Annotated in this window: 11 protein-coding genes; 8 read left to right on the top strand and 3 right to left on the bottom strand. The window is 50.4% G+C overall.

All coding sequences use genetic code 11. The features are described from left to right. Positions 1–16: 16 nt before the first annotated feature. The 4 genes from cysI to IC803_RS10055 all read left to right on the top strand — a co-directional run bounded on the left by cysI (position 17) and on the right by IC803_RS10055 (position 4,335). Positions 17–1,738, top strand: coding sequence for an assimilatory sulfite reductase (NADPH) hemoprotein subunit (cysI, locus tag IC803_RS10070; protein WP_081211139.1), 1,722 nt, complete (start codon positions 17–19; stop codon positions 1,736–1,738). 257 nt (positions 1,739–1,995) lie between these two features. After that, positions 1,996–3,462 (top strand): alpha-ketoglutaric semialdehyde dehydrogenase GucD, encoded by a 1,467-nt coding sequence (gene gucD, locus IC803_RS10065; protein ID WP_081211137.1) that lies wholly within the window; start codon positions 1,996–1,998, stop codon positions 3,460–3,462. A 291-nt stretch (positions 3,463–3,753) separates the two neighbouring features. Continuing rightward, the gene (locus tag IC803_RS10060) at positions 3,754–4,005 is read left to right on the top strand and encodes an acyclic terpene utilization AtuA family protein (RefSeq protein ID WP_223811956.1); all 252 of its coding nucleotides are present in this window, start codon (positions 3,754–3,756) and stop codon (positions 4,003–4,005) included. Positions 4,006–4,011: 6 nt separating this feature from the next. Continuing rightward, positions 4,012–4,335 carry an AtuA-related protein gene (locus tag IC803_RS10055; RefSeq protein WP_081211135.1) on the top strand — a complete coding sequence of 108 codons (324 nt, stop codon included), beginning with the start codon at positions 4,012–4,014 and terminating at the stop codon, positions 4,333–4,335. 99 nt (positions 4,336–4,434) lie between these two features. Here IC803_RS10055 and IC803_RS10050 read toward each other — a convergent pair whose 3' ends face one another. Next, complete coding sequence (locus tag IC803_RS10050; protein WP_081211133.1) at positions 4,435–4,974, bottom strand: hypothetical protein; 540 nt, start codon at positions 4,972–4,974, stop codon at positions 4,435–4,437. Positions 4,975–5,155: 181 nt separating this feature from the next. Here IC803_RS10050 and IC803_RS10045 point away from each other — a divergent pair, with 181 nt between their 5' ends. Further along, positions 5,156–8,926, top strand: coding sequence for a bifunctional RecB family nuclease/DEAD/DEAH box helicase (locus IC803_RS10045; RefSeq protein ID WP_081211131.1), 3,771 nt, complete (start codon positions 5,156–5,158; stop codon positions 8,924–8,926). A gap of 558 nt (positions 8,927–9,484) precedes the next feature. Continuing rightward, entirely contained in the window at positions 9,485–10,927 is a 1,443-nt protein-coding gene (locus tag IC803_RS10040; protein ID WP_081211129.1) for a site-specific DNA-methyltransferase, read from the top strand. Between the two features lie 134 nt (positions 10,928–11,061). On the opposite strand, the gene IC803_RS10035 is transcribed toward IC803_RS10040, so the two are convergent. Continuing rightward, a complete protein-coding gene (locus IC803_RS10035) occupies positions 11,062–11,370 on the bottom strand; it encodes a hypothetical protein (protein ID WP_081211127.1) in 309 nt (102 codons plus the stop codon). Positions 11,371–11,648: 278 nt separating this feature from the next. Next, positions 11,649–13,157: an NCS1 family nucleobase:cation symporter-1 gene (locus tag IC803_RS10030; protein ID WP_081211125.1), complete on the bottom strand. Its 1,509-nt coding sequence runs from the start codon at positions 13,155–13,157 to the stop codon at positions 11,649–11,651. A 747-nt stretch (positions 13,158–13,904) separates the two neighbouring features. Here IC803_RS10030 and IC803_RS10025 point away from each other — a divergent pair. Then, the gene (locus tag IC803_RS10025) at positions 13,905–14,795 is read left to right on the top strand and encodes a nitrilase-related carbon-nitrogen hydrolase (protein WP_081211123.1); all 891 of its coding nucleotides are present in this window, start codon (positions 13,905–13,907) and stop codon (positions 14,793–14,795) included. 104 nt (positions 14,796–14,899) lie between these two features. Then, positions 14,900–16,255: an NAD(P)-dependent oxidoreductase gene (locus IC803_RS10020; protein WP_081211121.1), complete on the top strand. Its 1,356-nt coding sequence runs from the start codon at positions 14,900–14,902 to the stop codon at positions 16,253–16,255. Position 16,256 lies beyond the last annotated feature (1 nt).

The following is a 16,256-nucleotide window of genomic DNA, read 5'->3' as shown; positions in this document are numbered from 1 at the left end:
AGGAGTGGAATCGGAAATGGCGAAAGTCGTGTTAAAAGCGCCGGACGGACCGCCAAGCGATGTCGAGCGCATTAAACGGGAAAGCCATTACTTGCGCGGCACGCTCGCCGAAACGATGGAAGACCCGATCAGCGCAGGCATTCCGGACGATGACAACCGGCTGATGAAGTTCCACGGCAGCTACTTACAAGATGACCGCGATGTGCGCACAGAGCGGCAAAAACAAAAATTGGAACCGGCGTACCAGTTCATGATTCGCGTCCGCACACCGGGCGGGGTGGCGACGCCGGAGCAGTGGCTGGTCATGGATGAAATCGCCCGCAAATACGCCAACGGCACGTTGAAGTTAACGACGCGCCAAGCGTTCCAATTGCACGGCGTCCTGAAATGGAACGTGAAAAAAACGATGCAGGCCATTAACGGCGCGCTCATGACAACGCTCGCTGCCTGCGGCGACGTCAACCGGAACGTCATGTGCAATCCGAATCCATACCAGTCGGAAGTGCACGCGGAAGTGTACGAATGGGCGAAACTGTTAAGCGACCATTTGTTGCCGCGGACACGGGCGTATTATGAAATTTGGCTCGATGAGGAAAAAGTAGCTGGCACGCCGCAAGTCGACGGCGAGGAAGAACCGGTTTACGGCTCGACGTACTTGCCGCGGAAATTTAAGATCGGTATCGCCGTCCCGCCGTCTAACGATGTGGACGTATTCTCGCAAGATATCGGGTTGATCGCCATTGTGGAAGACGGCAAGCTGGCTGGCTTTAACGTCGCCATCGGCGGCGGCATGGGGATGACCCACGGCGATAAAACGACGTACCCGCAGCTTGCGAAAGTGATCGGTTTCTGCACGCCGGATCAAGTCGTTGAAGTGGCGGAAAAAATTATGACCGTTCAGCGCGATTATGGCAACCGCTCGGTGCGCAAAAACGCCCGCTTCAAATACACGATCGACCGCCTTGGCCTTGAAGTCGTGAAAGAGGAAATTGAACGCCGCCTCGGTTGGAAGCTCGGCGAAGCGCGCCCGTACCATTTCGAGCATAACGGCGACCGCTACGGCTGGGTTGAAGGTGTCAACGGAACGTGGCATTTCACACTGTTTGTCGAAGGCGGCCGCGTCAAAGACTACGACGATTACAAGCTGATGACCGGCTTGCGTGAAATCGCCAAAGTCCATACCGGTGATTTCCGGCTGACAGCGAATCAAAACTTAGTGATCGCCAACGTCACGAGCGAGAAAAAACCGGAAATTGAGGCGCTGATCGCCAAGTACGGCTTGACCGATGGCAGACGGTACACCGCTTTGCGCCGCAATGCGCTCGCCTGTGTCGCGCTGCCGACATGCGGCCTCGCGATGGCGGAAGCGGAGCGGTACTTGCCGAATCTGCTCGATAAAATCGAGGAAATCATCGATGAAAACGGCTTGCGCGACGAAGAAATCACGATCCGCATGACGGGCTGTCCGAACGGCTGCGCCCGCCATGTGCTTGCTGAGATCGCCTTCGTCGGCAAAGCGGTCGGCAAATACAACATGTACCTCGGCGCCGCGTTCAACGGCACGCGCCTTGGCAAGCTGTATCGCGAAAACATCGGCGAAGAAGAAATTTTGCGCGAACTGCGCGTTCTGTTGTCCCGCTACGCCAAAGAGCGGCTTGACGGCGAACATTTCGGCGACTTCGTCATCCGCGCCGGCATCGTTAAAGAAGTCACAGACGGAACGAATTTCCATGATTAAAATGATGCGGTTTTATTCGAACCGGTCTCTCCTTGTTCAAGGGGAGGCCGGTTTTTTGTCGCTGTCGCACCATGATTTTGTCGCCTCTCTGTCAAGGTTGAATATTTCATTGAATGAATCTCAATTCACGAAACATTCCAACCATAGTAGTATTATAGTGAGGCGACGAAACCTGACTTTTTTAGGAGAGTCGAGGTCAAACATTTTTTCTGGGATGTTGTCAGTTGCAATGATGTTGGCGAAAAGAAGAATGTACAATGACAGCGGGAACGGAAAGACAAACCTATTTGAATTACATTAACGGCCAATGGACTCCTTCGTCCACAAACCAAACCGAAGCGAGCATCAACCCGGCCCATATTCACGATATTGTCGGCTACGTTCAACAGTCCAATATCGAAGACCTGAACGCCGCGGTCGAAGCGGCGAGACGGGCGCAAACGGCGTGGCGGAAGTGGTCCGGTCCAAAACGCGGGGAGTATTTGTTCCGCGCGGCTGATATTTTGGAGAGACGGCTTGCTGAGATCGCCGAAACGATGACAAGGGAAATGGGGAAAACGCTCCCGGAAGCAAAAGGAGAAGTGCAGCGGGGAGTGAACATTTTGCGCTATTATGCCGGGGAAGGGATGCGGCACATCGGTGATGTCATTCCGTCCACGGACAGCGAGGCGCTTATGTTTACGATGCGCGTGCCGCTCGGGGTGGTTGGGGTGATCACGCCGTGGAACTTTCCGGTCGCCATCCCGATTTGGAAAATCGCCCCTGCCCTCATTTATGGAAATACGGTTGTGTTTAAGCCGGCGCAAGAAACGGCGGTCACCGCGGTCAAGGTGGTCGAATGCTTTGACCAAGCGGGGGTGCCGGCCGGCGTGTTGAACTTCGTGGCCGGCAAAGGGTCGGTCATCGGCAACGCCATTGCTGAGCATCCGCATATTCACGCGATTACGTTTACGGGTTCCAACGAGGTCGGCAAAACGATCGCCCAAAAAGCAGTAGCGAGAGGGGCAAAGTATCAACTGGAAATGGGTGGGAAAAATCCGGTCATCGTGCTCGAGGATGCCAACCTTGACCGCGCCGTCGAAGCAACGATTAGCGGCGGACTGCGTTCGACGGGGCAAAAATGTACGGCGACAAGCCGTGTCTTCGTTCAGCGTTCCATCTATGAATCGTTTAAAGAACAACTATTAGCGAAGATTAAACAGTTGAAAATTGGAAACGGGATGGAAGAAGGCGTCTGGATGGGCCCGTGCGCCAGCCGGAAGCAATTAGAGACGGTTCTTTCTTATATCGAAAAAGGGATCGAAGAAGGGGCGACATTGCTTTGCGGCGGCCGCCGCTTGGTCGATGGAGAGCTCGGCAACGGATTTTATATAGAGCCGACGGTGTTTGAAAACGTATCCCCAAACATGACGATCGCCCGCGAAGAAATTTTCGGGCCGGTGCTCGCCTTAATTAAAGTGGACACGTTTGAAGAAGCGTTAACCTTAGCCAATGACACACCGTTTGGCCTTAGCGCCTCGATTTTTACCCAAAATATCGGGAAGATGTTAACGTTCATCCAAGACATCGAAGCCGGGCTCGTGCGGATTAATGAGGAAAGCGCAGGGGTTGAACTACAAGCGCCGTTTGGCGGGATGAAACAATCGAGCTCCCACTCGCGGGAACAAGGGCGGGCGGCCATTGAATTTTTCACTGCCATCAAAACTGTCTTTGTCAAAGGGTAAGAAAGCAGCCAAGGGGGGCTCCATGCAGCGGGGCCCCTTTTTCATATACGCACTGAGAGAATGCGATGTTTCTCTTGAAGAAAACAGTCTTTGGGAACAGCTGCTTTTGGCCTTGCAGAGATTTGGTAGCATCCGCCCTTGCGCCCAGGCATTGCTGGTGCGCTAATCTGTTGCTTACCATCCTCAAGCACGGTTCGTAATAGCGGCCCGCTCAAATGGCGTGCGCAACTAGCAGAGGAAATTGTCTATGAACGCTTCAAAAACCGTGTGAAGGATCTTCGGGTTGATTATATGGGTCTATCATCGGCACACCGAATGGCCCTAGGGAAGGGGAGCGAACCGTATGAAGTTCGTCTGCGTGTGGCCGGGAAAGCGGATACAAGGGAACAAGCCGAACAAATAGGCGAAGAAGTGGAAGCGCTTTATACGAACGGCCCGGCTGGCGGTGGCGGAGCGAGAAAATACGTAAATGAGGTCATCGGAATTATTTCGGCGTTGATTCCTCGCCAACGGATCAATGTACAAGTAACGATTCAGGAGTGACAGAATATGAAGGCGAAGTTGTACGATTTGGCTCACTGTCGGGCCGGGGACAAAGGAAATACATTGATTTTGTCCCTTATTCCGTTTCAAGAAAAAGACTACCCTTTGTTGTGTCGAGCAGTGACACCAGAGAAAGTGAAGGATCATTTGTGCGACATTGTGAAAGGAGATATCGTTCGCTACGAACTTCCTAATATTGCAGCGTTGCAGTTTGTTTGCCACCATGCGCTCGATGGTGGTGTCACCACTTCGTTGGCACTTGATCCGCACGGCAAAACGTTGAGCTATGCCTTGCTGGGGATGGAGATCGATATTTCGGACTGCGTATAGCAGGAGGGATGCCGGTTTTCGTATGCTAGTCATGCATGCTGTCCCTCTGTTAAATCAATGGAGCGAGCAGGCAGGCTTGCACGGCCCGCCTGCTTTGCGTCATAAAATCACATTCTTAATTTTGTAGATTTCCCGTTCGTGTTCGATGACGTTGTTTGAGAGGAAGGCAATGTCAAGCTTTACGTTGTTCAGCTGGTCGGGGAATGATTGGACATGGGCATCCACCTTTTTCTCTAAGGAGTCGAATCTTTGGTGGATGGAAGAGACTTCACCGTGAAGTTTATGCACGTCCATGGCGAGGGCTTTAAGTGCAGCGTCCGTTTCGTCTTGGCGGTGAAGAAGAGCAGACATGAAGTCATACAACTCTTTTTGACCGGCTTTGAGGTGTGCTTGTTCTTCTCCTAATCTCTTTTGGCCTTTAAGGAGAGCTTGCCGGATTCGACGGAATTCTTCCTGTTCTTTTCGGATTTCTTGTTGCTCTCTTCCGATTTCCCGCTGTTCTTTTCGCATTTCTTGCTGTTCTTTTCGGATTTCCTGCTGTTCCGCTTCCAACCGTTTGTGGCTTTCAACGAGAAGATGCAGCGTGTTCTCGATATGACCGAGCCGGTCGACCAACTGCAAGAGGATCTCTTCGCTCATGTTGGCGCCTCTTTTATACTAATTCCCCCCCCCCATTATAGCACGTATGTTCTTGTCGGACAGGCAGGAATGGTGTATATAGGAATGTGCATAAACATATGATACAATGATTGAACAAAATGACAAATTTCAGCATAGGCGTCGGCCGACATTGTTTAGAGTCAAGGAAAGGGATGGATGTATGCTTTACGTTTCTCCTGCAAAAATCGCCAGCTATGTTTACCATGAATGCGAGCGGAATTTTTACTTTCAGTCGTTGGCAAAAGAACGGCGCGGGGAGCTCGATGTGCCTGAACAGCTGTTTCAACAGCCTGCGGCTCATGAGAGCGTGCTGCACCGCGGAGTGGAGTGGGAAGAGGAAGTGATTTTGACCCATTTGGCGGGCCAGGTGAAGATGGGGGAGCGAAGGACTGGAGCGCCGCTTTCCCATTGTTATTTGGATGGAGAAGAGACGATCAAAGAACTCAAGAGGCCGAGCAAGCGGTATTTGTATCAGCCGACATTGATCGCGCCGCCGCGCTTTTATGAACGGTACGGGTTGGATTCAGAGGTGATCCGGTTTGCGGCGTGCCGTCCGGATTTGATTGAGTGTATTCCGGGGCAAGACGGCTTTGTATTTCGCATCATCGACATCAAATCATCAGACGTGTTGAAGCTGTCCCATCGCGTACAAACAGCGTTGTACGCCTTGATTTTGTCCTCGGTGTTAGAGGAGCACGGCATTAGGGGCAACGTGGATTGGCGCGAAGCGGGGGTATGGACGTACAAAACCGGACAGCCGCAAACGGCCGATATCAGTCAGTTGATCCCGTATGTCGAACCGCTTTTGGCCGACGAACTGCCGGCACTGGCCGAGAAGCCGCCCGATGAGCTGTTTTGGCACTTGGATTACCGGTGTGAATGGTGTCCGTTTTACAATTATTGTTTAGACAAAGCGCGGGAACAGTCGCATATCTCCCTCGTTCCGTACTTATCCAGCCACGCGTCCCGCTTTATCCGCGAGCGGAAGCTGCCTGAGACTCTCGGTGAGTTTCGCCAATTTCTTGAGCGTCAAGAAAACAGGCATGTGCTGAAACAAAACGCCGGACTTACGCGTCAACTTCGGCGGCTTGAAACCCAGCTTGCGGCCATTGTTGAAGAAAAAGTCATTCCGCACGATCGCGTCGTAGCGGATATGCCCAAATGGGAGGACATCCGTCTGATTTTCACCGCCCAGCGCGATCCGTCGACGGGAAAGATCACAGCCGCATCGCTGTACCGCGTCGGCGGGGCAGATGTGTTTGGAACGGGATCGGAAATGCATCATGTGATCGCCGGTTCGTTTGAGGAATGCGATGAGGTTGGACGAAAGTTGACGGATGCGCTTGATCGTTTGCTTCAGACGGTGCACGATTATAACCGGGGGCGAGAGTGGCGAGCGCAAAAATCGGTTCAGGCGTATGTCGTCGACAATTATGAATGGGACAATGTGCAACAGTTGCTTCAAGAGCTTTTGTTCGATCCGGAATATCAAGAAAAAGCCGTTCGGTTGCTGTCTTATTTTCATTGCAGCTCATTAGCAAGTGCCAGCGATCACCCAAGCGAGATGGTTCCGCTGCCTGTCGTTGTCCTGACAACCGCAGTGAGCCAGCTATTCGCTCTGCCTGTGCATGTCGCTTACCGTCTTGAGGACTTGTCGACGTATATCGCCGCTTACAGCGCTTCACCGTTTCTGTATCGGGCGAATGAGCGTTTTTCGTTTCGTTTGACAAACGCCATGAAAATGGATGTCTTGCACGACGCATGGCAAACGGGGGACGAAGAAAAAAGGGAAGCCGTTGCGAAGGAGCTGAGCCGCCGCCTTTGGGCCGCTCACAGCATCATTCAAGGCATCCGCGCTTGGGCCGCCAACATCCAGCCTTCTCCGCTCGCTGTTTGGCCAGAAAAATTTCGTTTTCCCGCTTCGGCTCATTACTGCGATCCACTTATTTCGAAGTTAGCGTTTATGGCGCGCTACGAGGCGCTATTAAACTACTTGGATATTCGTCATCGCCGCTCGCTCCCGCTTGCTGAGCGTCTCGAAACAGGGGTTACGCTTCATATCACGTACCTTGGTGACGGGCGGTTCCGGTTGAACAATCGGCAGGCGTTGGAAGCGGTCGATCAAAAAGCGAACTGGCTGCTGACGGAATGCAGTGAGGAAGGGGAAAAAGCGCAACAGACGTTTCCTGATATGAAATACGCAGGTGACTGGTCAGCGCCGAAGGGGGCCAACTTGTACTTTACTCGCATTCGCGCCATTAATGACGATGGCAAGACGACTGAACTTGAACTCGAGTTGCCGAAATGGCTTGACCGTTTCCCGCTTGTAAAAGGAAGGAATTATTCACTGTCGCTGCGGTACGCCGACTTCACAACGGCGCGCGTCTTGCGGGCGCTGCGGGAGTTGGATCAGGAACATCATCGCATTGTGGAGTTGATTCGCGCCCCGCTCCGCTATCGAAAGACGTTTCGGCGAAACTGGGAAGTAGACGAAGTCAAGGCGCTTCTCCGTCAAAGCGGGCTGACGAAAAGCCAGCGCCAAGCGTTTCTCCACCTTCTCCATTATACGTTGACGCTCGTTTGGGGGCCGCCTGGCACTGGGAAAACGCATTTTATCGCCGCTGCCCTTCGCCTGCTGATGGAATTTTATGAAAAGCGGGGACGGAAGCTCTCCATTCTCATTTCCGGCTTCACCCATGCAGCGATCGAAAACGTCCTGCGCAAAGTTCAGGAGCTTGTGCCGCAAGGAAAGGCAGACATCGCCAAGCTCGGTGCGGTTCAGACGGAACATGTCAAAGGGATCGCCGAACTGGCAGACAGCAAAGTTCAGGAATGGCTTGACAGCGGCCGCCATAGCGTGCTTGGTGCCACGCTGTACGGCATCCAACGAGCGCATGAAAAAGGGGTGCTAGGTGGCGAATTTGACGTCGTTGTGCTTGACGAAGCGTCGCAAATTCGGGTCGCTGACTCGCTGCTGGCGCTCCGTCATGTGAAAAAGGCAGGAAGGCTGCTCATTGTCGGCGACCATTTCCAACTGCCGCCGATTATCCAAGGAGCGTACAAGAGCGCTGAAGGGGATCCGCCTTTGTTCGAATCGATTTTCCGCCTGCTGTTTGACGCGGACGTAGAGAAGCAGCTCACTTGCCAGTTGACGGATAACTTCCGCATGAATGAGGCGCTCTGCCGCTATCCGGCCGATCAGATTTACGGGCGGGACTATACGGCGTTCAACCGCCAAATTGCCGAGCAAACGCTGGCGCTCGCCGGCGCTCCAACTGCCGATGAATGGGTGGAAGCGGCGATCGATCCCGACTATCCGCTTGTCGTCTGCACGTATGACGGCGTGTACGGTGCGCAAGAAAACGAGGTGGAAGCGCGTTGGGTGGCGAGTATAACGAAAACGCTTCGGGAGCGGTTGTTGGATGGTGACGGAAAACGATATCATGATGCGCCAGACGGCGACAAGGCGTTTTGGCGTCGCGGTCTGTTCATCATCTCGCCGCATCGGGCGCAAATCCGCGCCATCCGCCGTGCGCTTGAACGCGAAGGGCTGCGCCCGCCGTTTTTCGTCGATACGGTTGACAAAATGCAGGGGCAAGAGGCAGAAGCGGCGATCATCAGCTACGGCGTCGCCGACCCGGAATTGGCCGCGATGGAAGGGGAGTTCATCTACAGCCTCAACCGATTGAACGTCTCGCTCACACGCGCGCGGAAAAAGACGATTCTTTTCCTTTCCCGCCATCTGCTGTCCCCCTCGCTGCACGTGCTAGATGACGACGAGTATCGCGAAGGGGTCAACTTTATGTTGGGTCTTGAGCACTATGCATCAAAGCACGGAGAAGCCCAAACGTTCGTTGTCGACGGTGCCGTCCTGCACATGTATCGGGTCGGTCGCCGCGTGTTCGATCAGGTGTCTTCCCGCAACCATTAAGATGGAAAAAGGAATAGCGCCGCTGTCGACTGCTCCGGCTGCCATGCCGCCTTCCCCGTCCGACCAGTTTGGTTCGTTCCCGCGCATGTTGCGCGGTGCACGGTCCAAAAACAGGGGAGGTGTGCATGGTTGTTTTTCTTTCGTAAAACGAAACATTATCTTGATTTATCAGTGGTTTGAACAGTTAGCGATTTAGGTCAACCGTATAAGTTGACATAACTGTATTTTGTTTTTTTGAGGGGGAAAGGGGGGCAAAAATGTCCCATACTGCCTTGGAAAATCAGTGGTAAAATGAACGTGCTCCTGAGGGGAGATGGCCTCGTTCAGAGGATTGAAACAAACATTTTAGTATCCGATGGGCGGATTCTCTTGCGTTGCAAGAGAATCGCTTCTCATGAAGAATTCTATGCCCCGCTTCCGTTCGCAGGAGGCGGGAGTGTTTTTTGGCTAAAATTGTGGCAGGAAAACCGTTTGCCATGGCGAAATATTGGAAATACGATCTCTTTTCGCGGACAAAAAACGCCGCGGGCAAGGCGGCGTAGGGAGAGGGGGCGTGCTATGGCAAACGGCGGCAGGAGAACGAAAGGGGCAACAGGTGCGAAGCTTGAACTGGTCAAGGAGCTTTTTCCGGAAGCGATGGCAGGCGAGGCGATCGACTGGGAGCGGCTGAAAAAGGCGCTTGGCTGCCAGGCGGGGGACGAAGTGTATGAGTTTGCGTGGCCGGGAAAAGCGGAGGCGAAGCGGTTGGCGGAGATGCCCGCCACGGGAGTGCTGCGGCCCGACCGGGCGGCAAGCGAGCGGTGGGAAACGACGAACAATTGGTATATTGAAGGAGACAATTTGGAAGCGCTCAAGCTGTTGCGGGCGTCGCATGAAGGAAGCGTGCAAATGATTTACATTGACCCGCCGTATAATACGGGAAAGGCGTTGACGTACAAAGACAATTGGCGCAAAAGGAAACAACTGGCTTCTGCGGGGGGTGGGGAAGCGGAGGAAGCACGCGTTCATGCCGGCTGGCTCAACATGATGTACCCGCGCCTTTGGGCGGCGAAGGCGTTGTTGGCCGAGACAGGGGCGATCTTTATCTCTATTGATGATACGGAACAGGCGAATTTGAAAAAAATGTGTGATGAAATTTTCGGCGAGCGCAATTTTGTCGCGACGTTCATTTGGCAGCGGGCGTTTTCGCCGGTGAACATGAACAAGTTCGCCTCTCGCAATCATGACTTCATTTTGTGCTACGCGAAAAACATCGACCGACTCGCCTGGTATGGCTTGCCGCGCCATCCGGAAGCGGATGGGCGGTATGCCAACCCAGACAATGACCCGCGCGGGCCGTGGACGTCCGGCGATTTGTCGGTCGGTCCGCCGATTCCGGAAAAAGTTTATGACATCGTGACCCCAGGCGGCCGGGTTGTTTCTCCGCCGAACGGGTATTGTTGGCGGGTGACGAAAGAGCGCTTCGCCGAGTTGGCGGCGGACAACCGCATTTGGTTTGGCAAGGATGGAAACGGAGTGCCGCGCCTAAAGCGGTTTTTGCGCGAGGTGAAACCGACGATGACACCGCTCACGGTCTGGACGCATGACGAGGTGTCCCACTCGCAGGAGGCAAAAAAGGAGCTGAAGGAGCTGTTTGACGGGGTGGCGGTGATGGATTACCCAAAGCCGGTTAAGCTCATTCAGCGCATGGTGGCGTTGACAACGAAGGCCGATGACATCATCCTCGATTTTTTTTCTGGCTCGGCGACGACCGCTCATGCGGTTATGCAGCAAAACGCTGAAGACGGGGGACGGCGGTCGTTCATCATGGTGCAGCTTCCTGAACAGACGGCGAAAACGTCTGAGGCATATCAAGCCGGATTGCGGACGATTTGCGACATCGGCCGTGAGCGCATCCGTCGCGCGGGGGAGAAACTCGTACGGGAAACAGGGAAGACGGAGCTCGATATCGGCTTTAAAGTGTTTCAAATTGAACGGAAATCAAACGAGCCCGCTCGCTAAGCGAACGGGCTCGTTTCTTTTCTAAACAGTTTTGCGGCGTGTTCTCGTCCTTGGTTCGGCCGCGGTCATGGGGGTGCATTTCTTGCCAGACTGGACGCGGCTTCCCCTATGGATGCTGTCTTTATGGGCAACGGCTACAAGGATGCCGCGCGATGATGGTTGACAAACACGTCATACTCGGCGGCAATCGTTTCTTTCAGCTCGGTTAACGACGGAATGCCGTCGACAAATGTGTACGTATCAAGACAAATCGGTGAATACTCGCTGCCTGGATCAAACACAACGGTGACAACTTCTTCGGTTCCAGCATCCACTTGCCGGACAACGTCATCGCCTTCTGGTTCAACGAGCACGTTTTGGTACGTTTCGTGGATGATGTAGTAACCTTCCTGCAATTGTTCGACAAATAAATGTTCCATGTCCATCAGTTCGTGGACAATCATGGTTTAGGCCCCCTGGTTTGTGAAATCATTCTCAATGTCAGTATACAACGTGGGATCATCCATGTATATAGGTACCGGCGGAAGTTTGAAAAGTTGTCACGTTTGGGTGTTTGAGTGGATGTGGTTTGGGCGAAGCTGGGGAGAGAGATAGGCTATTCGTTTACAAAGACAACAGCGCCTCAGAACAAGGCGCTATTGCTGTTGAGTATGGATGTCGTTCATGGTTGGGCGGTTAGGTTTACATCGAGTCAGCATGATATAGGAGGAAAAGACAGTGGTTATTTTGCCATCTCCGTATGAGTGTGATGTTCGGATTGGAATACAGTAATTTGTTTATATTCTCCTTCTTTTAATATACTTTGATCTCCTCTCATTAAGTATGTGTATAAGATGATCGCAATAAACAATCCGAATGTCCATGCGTTATCCCAAAGAAAGCGAAGGGACGGGATGAATAAACCTAACACAGGAATGGCGACTCCAATAACTAATGCATATACTCCGTTTTTGTTAAATCCATTTGCATAGCTGTAACGACCATTTGGCTCGTATAACTCCTTTAGATGCAGCTGTCTGCGGCGCACAAGCCAATAATCAGCAATAGCAATTCCATCAATCGGTCCAAGTAAAGCAGCATAAGTGCCAAGCCATCCAAAAATGTAATTACCAAAATTAGACATGATGTACCATGGTTGAAGCAAAATAGCGAACAAACCTGTGATAATGGCTCCCATTCCAAACGTAATTCGTTTAGGATATAGGTTTTCAATTGCACGAGCAGGAGCAACAACATTGGCGCCAATATTGATCGTTATGGAAGAAATGACAATGATGATAGTCCCCAATAGAATGACAAATGGAGGAAATTTGGCCAACAGTTGTACCGGATCCCAAAGCGCTTGACCAAAAATCAAAATAGTTGCGGAAGTGACTGCGATGCCAATAAAAGAGAATACAGTCATTGTAACTGGCAAAGAAATGCTTTGCGCAATCATTTGTGATTTTTGACTTTGTGCGTATCGACAAAAATCCGGAATATTCAAAGCGAGTGTAGCCCAAAAGCCGATTACACCGGTTAAAGAGGGGAAGAAGACTTTTAAAAAGTCACCGGTAGTTTCAAATTTTGAAGGGGTTTCTAAAATTGGTCCCCATCCTCCCGCATTGGTAAGTGCCCAAATGAGTAAGATGATCGCGGAAACTCCGACAACGGGGGCGGCGATAGCGCTTAATTTTTTGATTGCTTCTGGACCTTTATAGGCGATACTGATATTTAGCGCCCAGAATAAGGCAAATATGATGGCAGTGTGTCCTGGAAGGTTGCCCCAAGAAGGAAATGTGGCTCGAAGTAATGTATCGATCGCTTCCGTCCCAATCCAAGTATTAATTCCAAACCAACCAGCGGCAACAATGGCTCGAGCTAGAGCGGGGATATGTGCACCTTTATCTCCAAACCAAAGCCTGGCAAACACAGGGTAAGGAATCCCAAATTTTGTACCCGCATGCGAGTTTAATAGAATGGGAATAAGGACGATGACATTGCCGAGAAAAATGGTGCCTACAGCCTGCCACCAGTTCATGCCCAAAGCGATCATACCGCTAGCCATGGTGTATGAGGGAATACATAGGCACATTCCAATCCATAAGGTAGCAAAATTGATCCCCTTCCATGAGTGTTCTTTCAGGGTTGTTGGGCGCAAATCATCGTTCCATAAATGACTTCCACTGACTGCCTGGGCAGCTTCCTCAGTTAAGGCGACAATCCCATTTTGTTCAATCTGTGTCTTCATTTGCATCCTCCTTTTTTAATAATATCCATAAATAAGTTTTCAATTTTGTGAAAATTTTATCTTCCATAAATATGATTTTCATTATACGTATTGTTAAATAAATAGGGATAGAATCTATCCATTATGTAAAATGCAACCCTTCCATAACATTTGTGGGATATAGAACGCTTGCCAAAGAAGGCCATTTGTTCATCATTTTTGTGAATCTGTCGTCCTGGGGCATATGTCCTGAAGGATTGTGAAAATGGATGCCTCTTGTTACTAGTCAGTTTGAAAAATGGTCACTGTTAAGGTTTATTCGTTGGAACATATTGTTGGTTCCATCATCACTTTTCTATAGGAACGGAGAAAAACCACCATTTTCTCACCGTGCAGTAGCCTTTGAGGGGAGAGAAGGCCAAGGTTGGCGGGATTTCTCTATTCGAGAGACGATATTTCTGCGTCGCGTTCCCTGTGAAATGATCGGCTCTCTAGTGATTTTGAAGAAAACATAATCGGCCTTGACGCAGGGAATTACCAAAATGTTTATGATGCTGAAAAATAGCGTGAAAATATCCTTATCTTATGATGATTCTTGCTTTCTTTCTCTTGAATTGACAAACTGAACAATCGTTGTTTTCTATTATGTGACAAAGTGTATAATGAAAAGTTTGAGTTTAACAATATAGAATATTCTTAAAGTTCGAATTTAAAAATGTGACCTCATGAGTACCTATTAAAACTAGGGAGAGAAGGAGTGATCAAAACATGGCCGATCAAGTGGTCGTAGGGTTGATTCAAGCATCCCATGATGTCCATGGAGACGAGCCGGTTGAGGTTCATAAGGAAAAGGCGATCGAAAAGCATATCAAGCTTGTAAGAGAAGCAAAAGACCGGGGAGCACAAATCATTTGTTTGCAAGAAATTTTCTATGGCCCATATTTCTGTGCAGAACAAAATACGAAGTGGTATGACGCGGCAGAAGAAATTCCGAACGGTCCGACGACAAAAATGTTCCAAAATATTGCAAAGCAACTAGGGGTTGTCATCGTCTTGCCGATTTACGAAAGAGAGGGGATCGCTACCTATTATAATACGGCTGCTGTCATTGATGCGGATGGCACATACTTAGGAAAATATAGAAAAAATCATATCCCTCATGTTGGTGTAGGTAACGAAGGGTACGGATTTTGGGAGAAGTTCTATTTTAAACCGGGCAATTTAGGATATCCCGTATTTGATACGGCATTTGCCAAGATTGGTGTCTATATTTGTTACGACCGCCACTTCCCTGAAGGAGCAAGAATTTTAGGATTAAAAGGAGCCGAAATTGTGTTTAATCCGTCTGCTACAGTGGCAGGTCTCTCCGAGTATTTATGGAAATTAGAGCAACCCGCTCATGCAGTGGCCAACGGCTATTATGTAGCTGCCATCAACCGTATTGGATATGAAACACCATGGAATATGGGTGAATTTTACGGACAGTCCTACTTAGTTGATCCTAGGGGGAATTTTGTATCCTTAGGAAGCCGTGATCAAGATGAAGTTGTGATCGGCGAAGTAAATAAGAAAATGATTCGCGAAGTTCGGGATACGTGGCAATTTTACCGTGATCGCCGCCCAGAAACATATGATGAGATGACAGCTTTGCTTCCTTAAGAAAGCCTTGATGCATCGGCATTTCTGAGGGCGGACAGGAGGAAGGGACTAGAGAACCACTCTATTCCCTTCTTGATGTAAAAATGACACATGGAGGTGTCAGGATGGATATATTGCGTTTGAACTTAGAGAAAAATTTTTTGGAAGTAGAGCCCGGTCTGACAGACAGAGAAGCGATTGAGGAAGCGAACCGGTGCTTGTATTGCTATGATGCACCGTGTATTCAAGCCTGTCCGACAGGAATTGATATCCCCGCTTTCATCAAAAAAATCGCTTCAGGGAACTTAAAAGGATCGGCCAAAACGATCATGCTGTCAAATCCAGTTGGCGCCAGCTGTGCAAGGGTGTGTCCGACAGAAGAGTTGTGCGAGGGGGCCTGTGTTTTAAATCATTCTACTAAACCAATTATGATTGGAAAATTGCAACGGTATGCAACAGATTGGGCGATTCGGGATGGAGGAGTACTGTTTCAAGCGGGGAGAAAAAACGGGAAAAAGGTGGCGGTTATTGGCGGCGGCCCCGCTGGATTATCGGCAGCTAGAGAGCTAGCTCGCTTAGGATACGCAGTAACGATCTTTGAAGCAGAGAGCGAGGCCGGCGGATTAAACACATACGGAATTGTTTCTTTCCGACTGCCACAAAACATTTCATTTTGGGAAGTAAACCAAGTGAAAAGCTTGGGAGTACAAATTCGGGTAAACACAAGGGTCGGGGATGATATAGAAGTCAGCGAGTTGCTGGAACAGTATGATGCCATCGTATTAGCGATTGGTATGGGGAAAGTACCAAAACTGGGGATCCCAGGAGAAGATTTACAAGGTGTATATGATGCGATTGAGTTTATTAAGAAGACGAAAACGAAACCGTTGACGGATCGGTTGGTAGGAAAAAGGGTGGTCGTGATTGGTGCGGGAAATACAGCCATTGACGCGGCTACCTGTTCGGTGCGTCTAGGAGCGGAAAACGTTAAGATTTTATATCGTCGGACAAGGGGAGAAATGACTGCTTATGAGTTTGAGTATGAGTTTGCTAAACAGGATGGGGTCGAATTTCGTTGGTTAACAGCTCCTAAACGGATTATTGGCGATGGGAATGGCAAGGTCACCCATATTGAATGTGTTCGTATGGAATTGGGAGAGCCAGATGATGATGGACGCCGGCGTCCTGTTTTGATTAAGGGATCGGAATTTACTATACCGGTTGATGCGGTGATTAAAGCCATTGGTCAGGAACGCCATGTCGAATTGATTGAGGATTTGGGGTTGGAGCATGATCATGGCGTCGTCAAGGTGAATCTTGAAACTTATCAAACGTCAAATCCGAAGGTGTTTGCTTGCGGGGATGTTATTTTTGAAAAAGGAAAAGGTGAGGCAATGGTGGTAGCCGCAGCACAGCAAGGGAAAGAAACGGCCTACGGGATCCATCGATATTTGACCAAGACAGCGAGCGAAACGGCATAAG

It is taken from the genome of Geobacillus sp. 46C-IIa, assembly GCF_014679505.1.
Taxonomy (GTDB): Bacteria; Bacillota; Bacilli; order Bacillales; family Anoxybacillaceae; genus Geobacillus.
The sequence above is the reverse complement of the archived record's forward strand: the minus strand, read 5'-3'. Positions and strand labels throughout refer to the sequence as shown.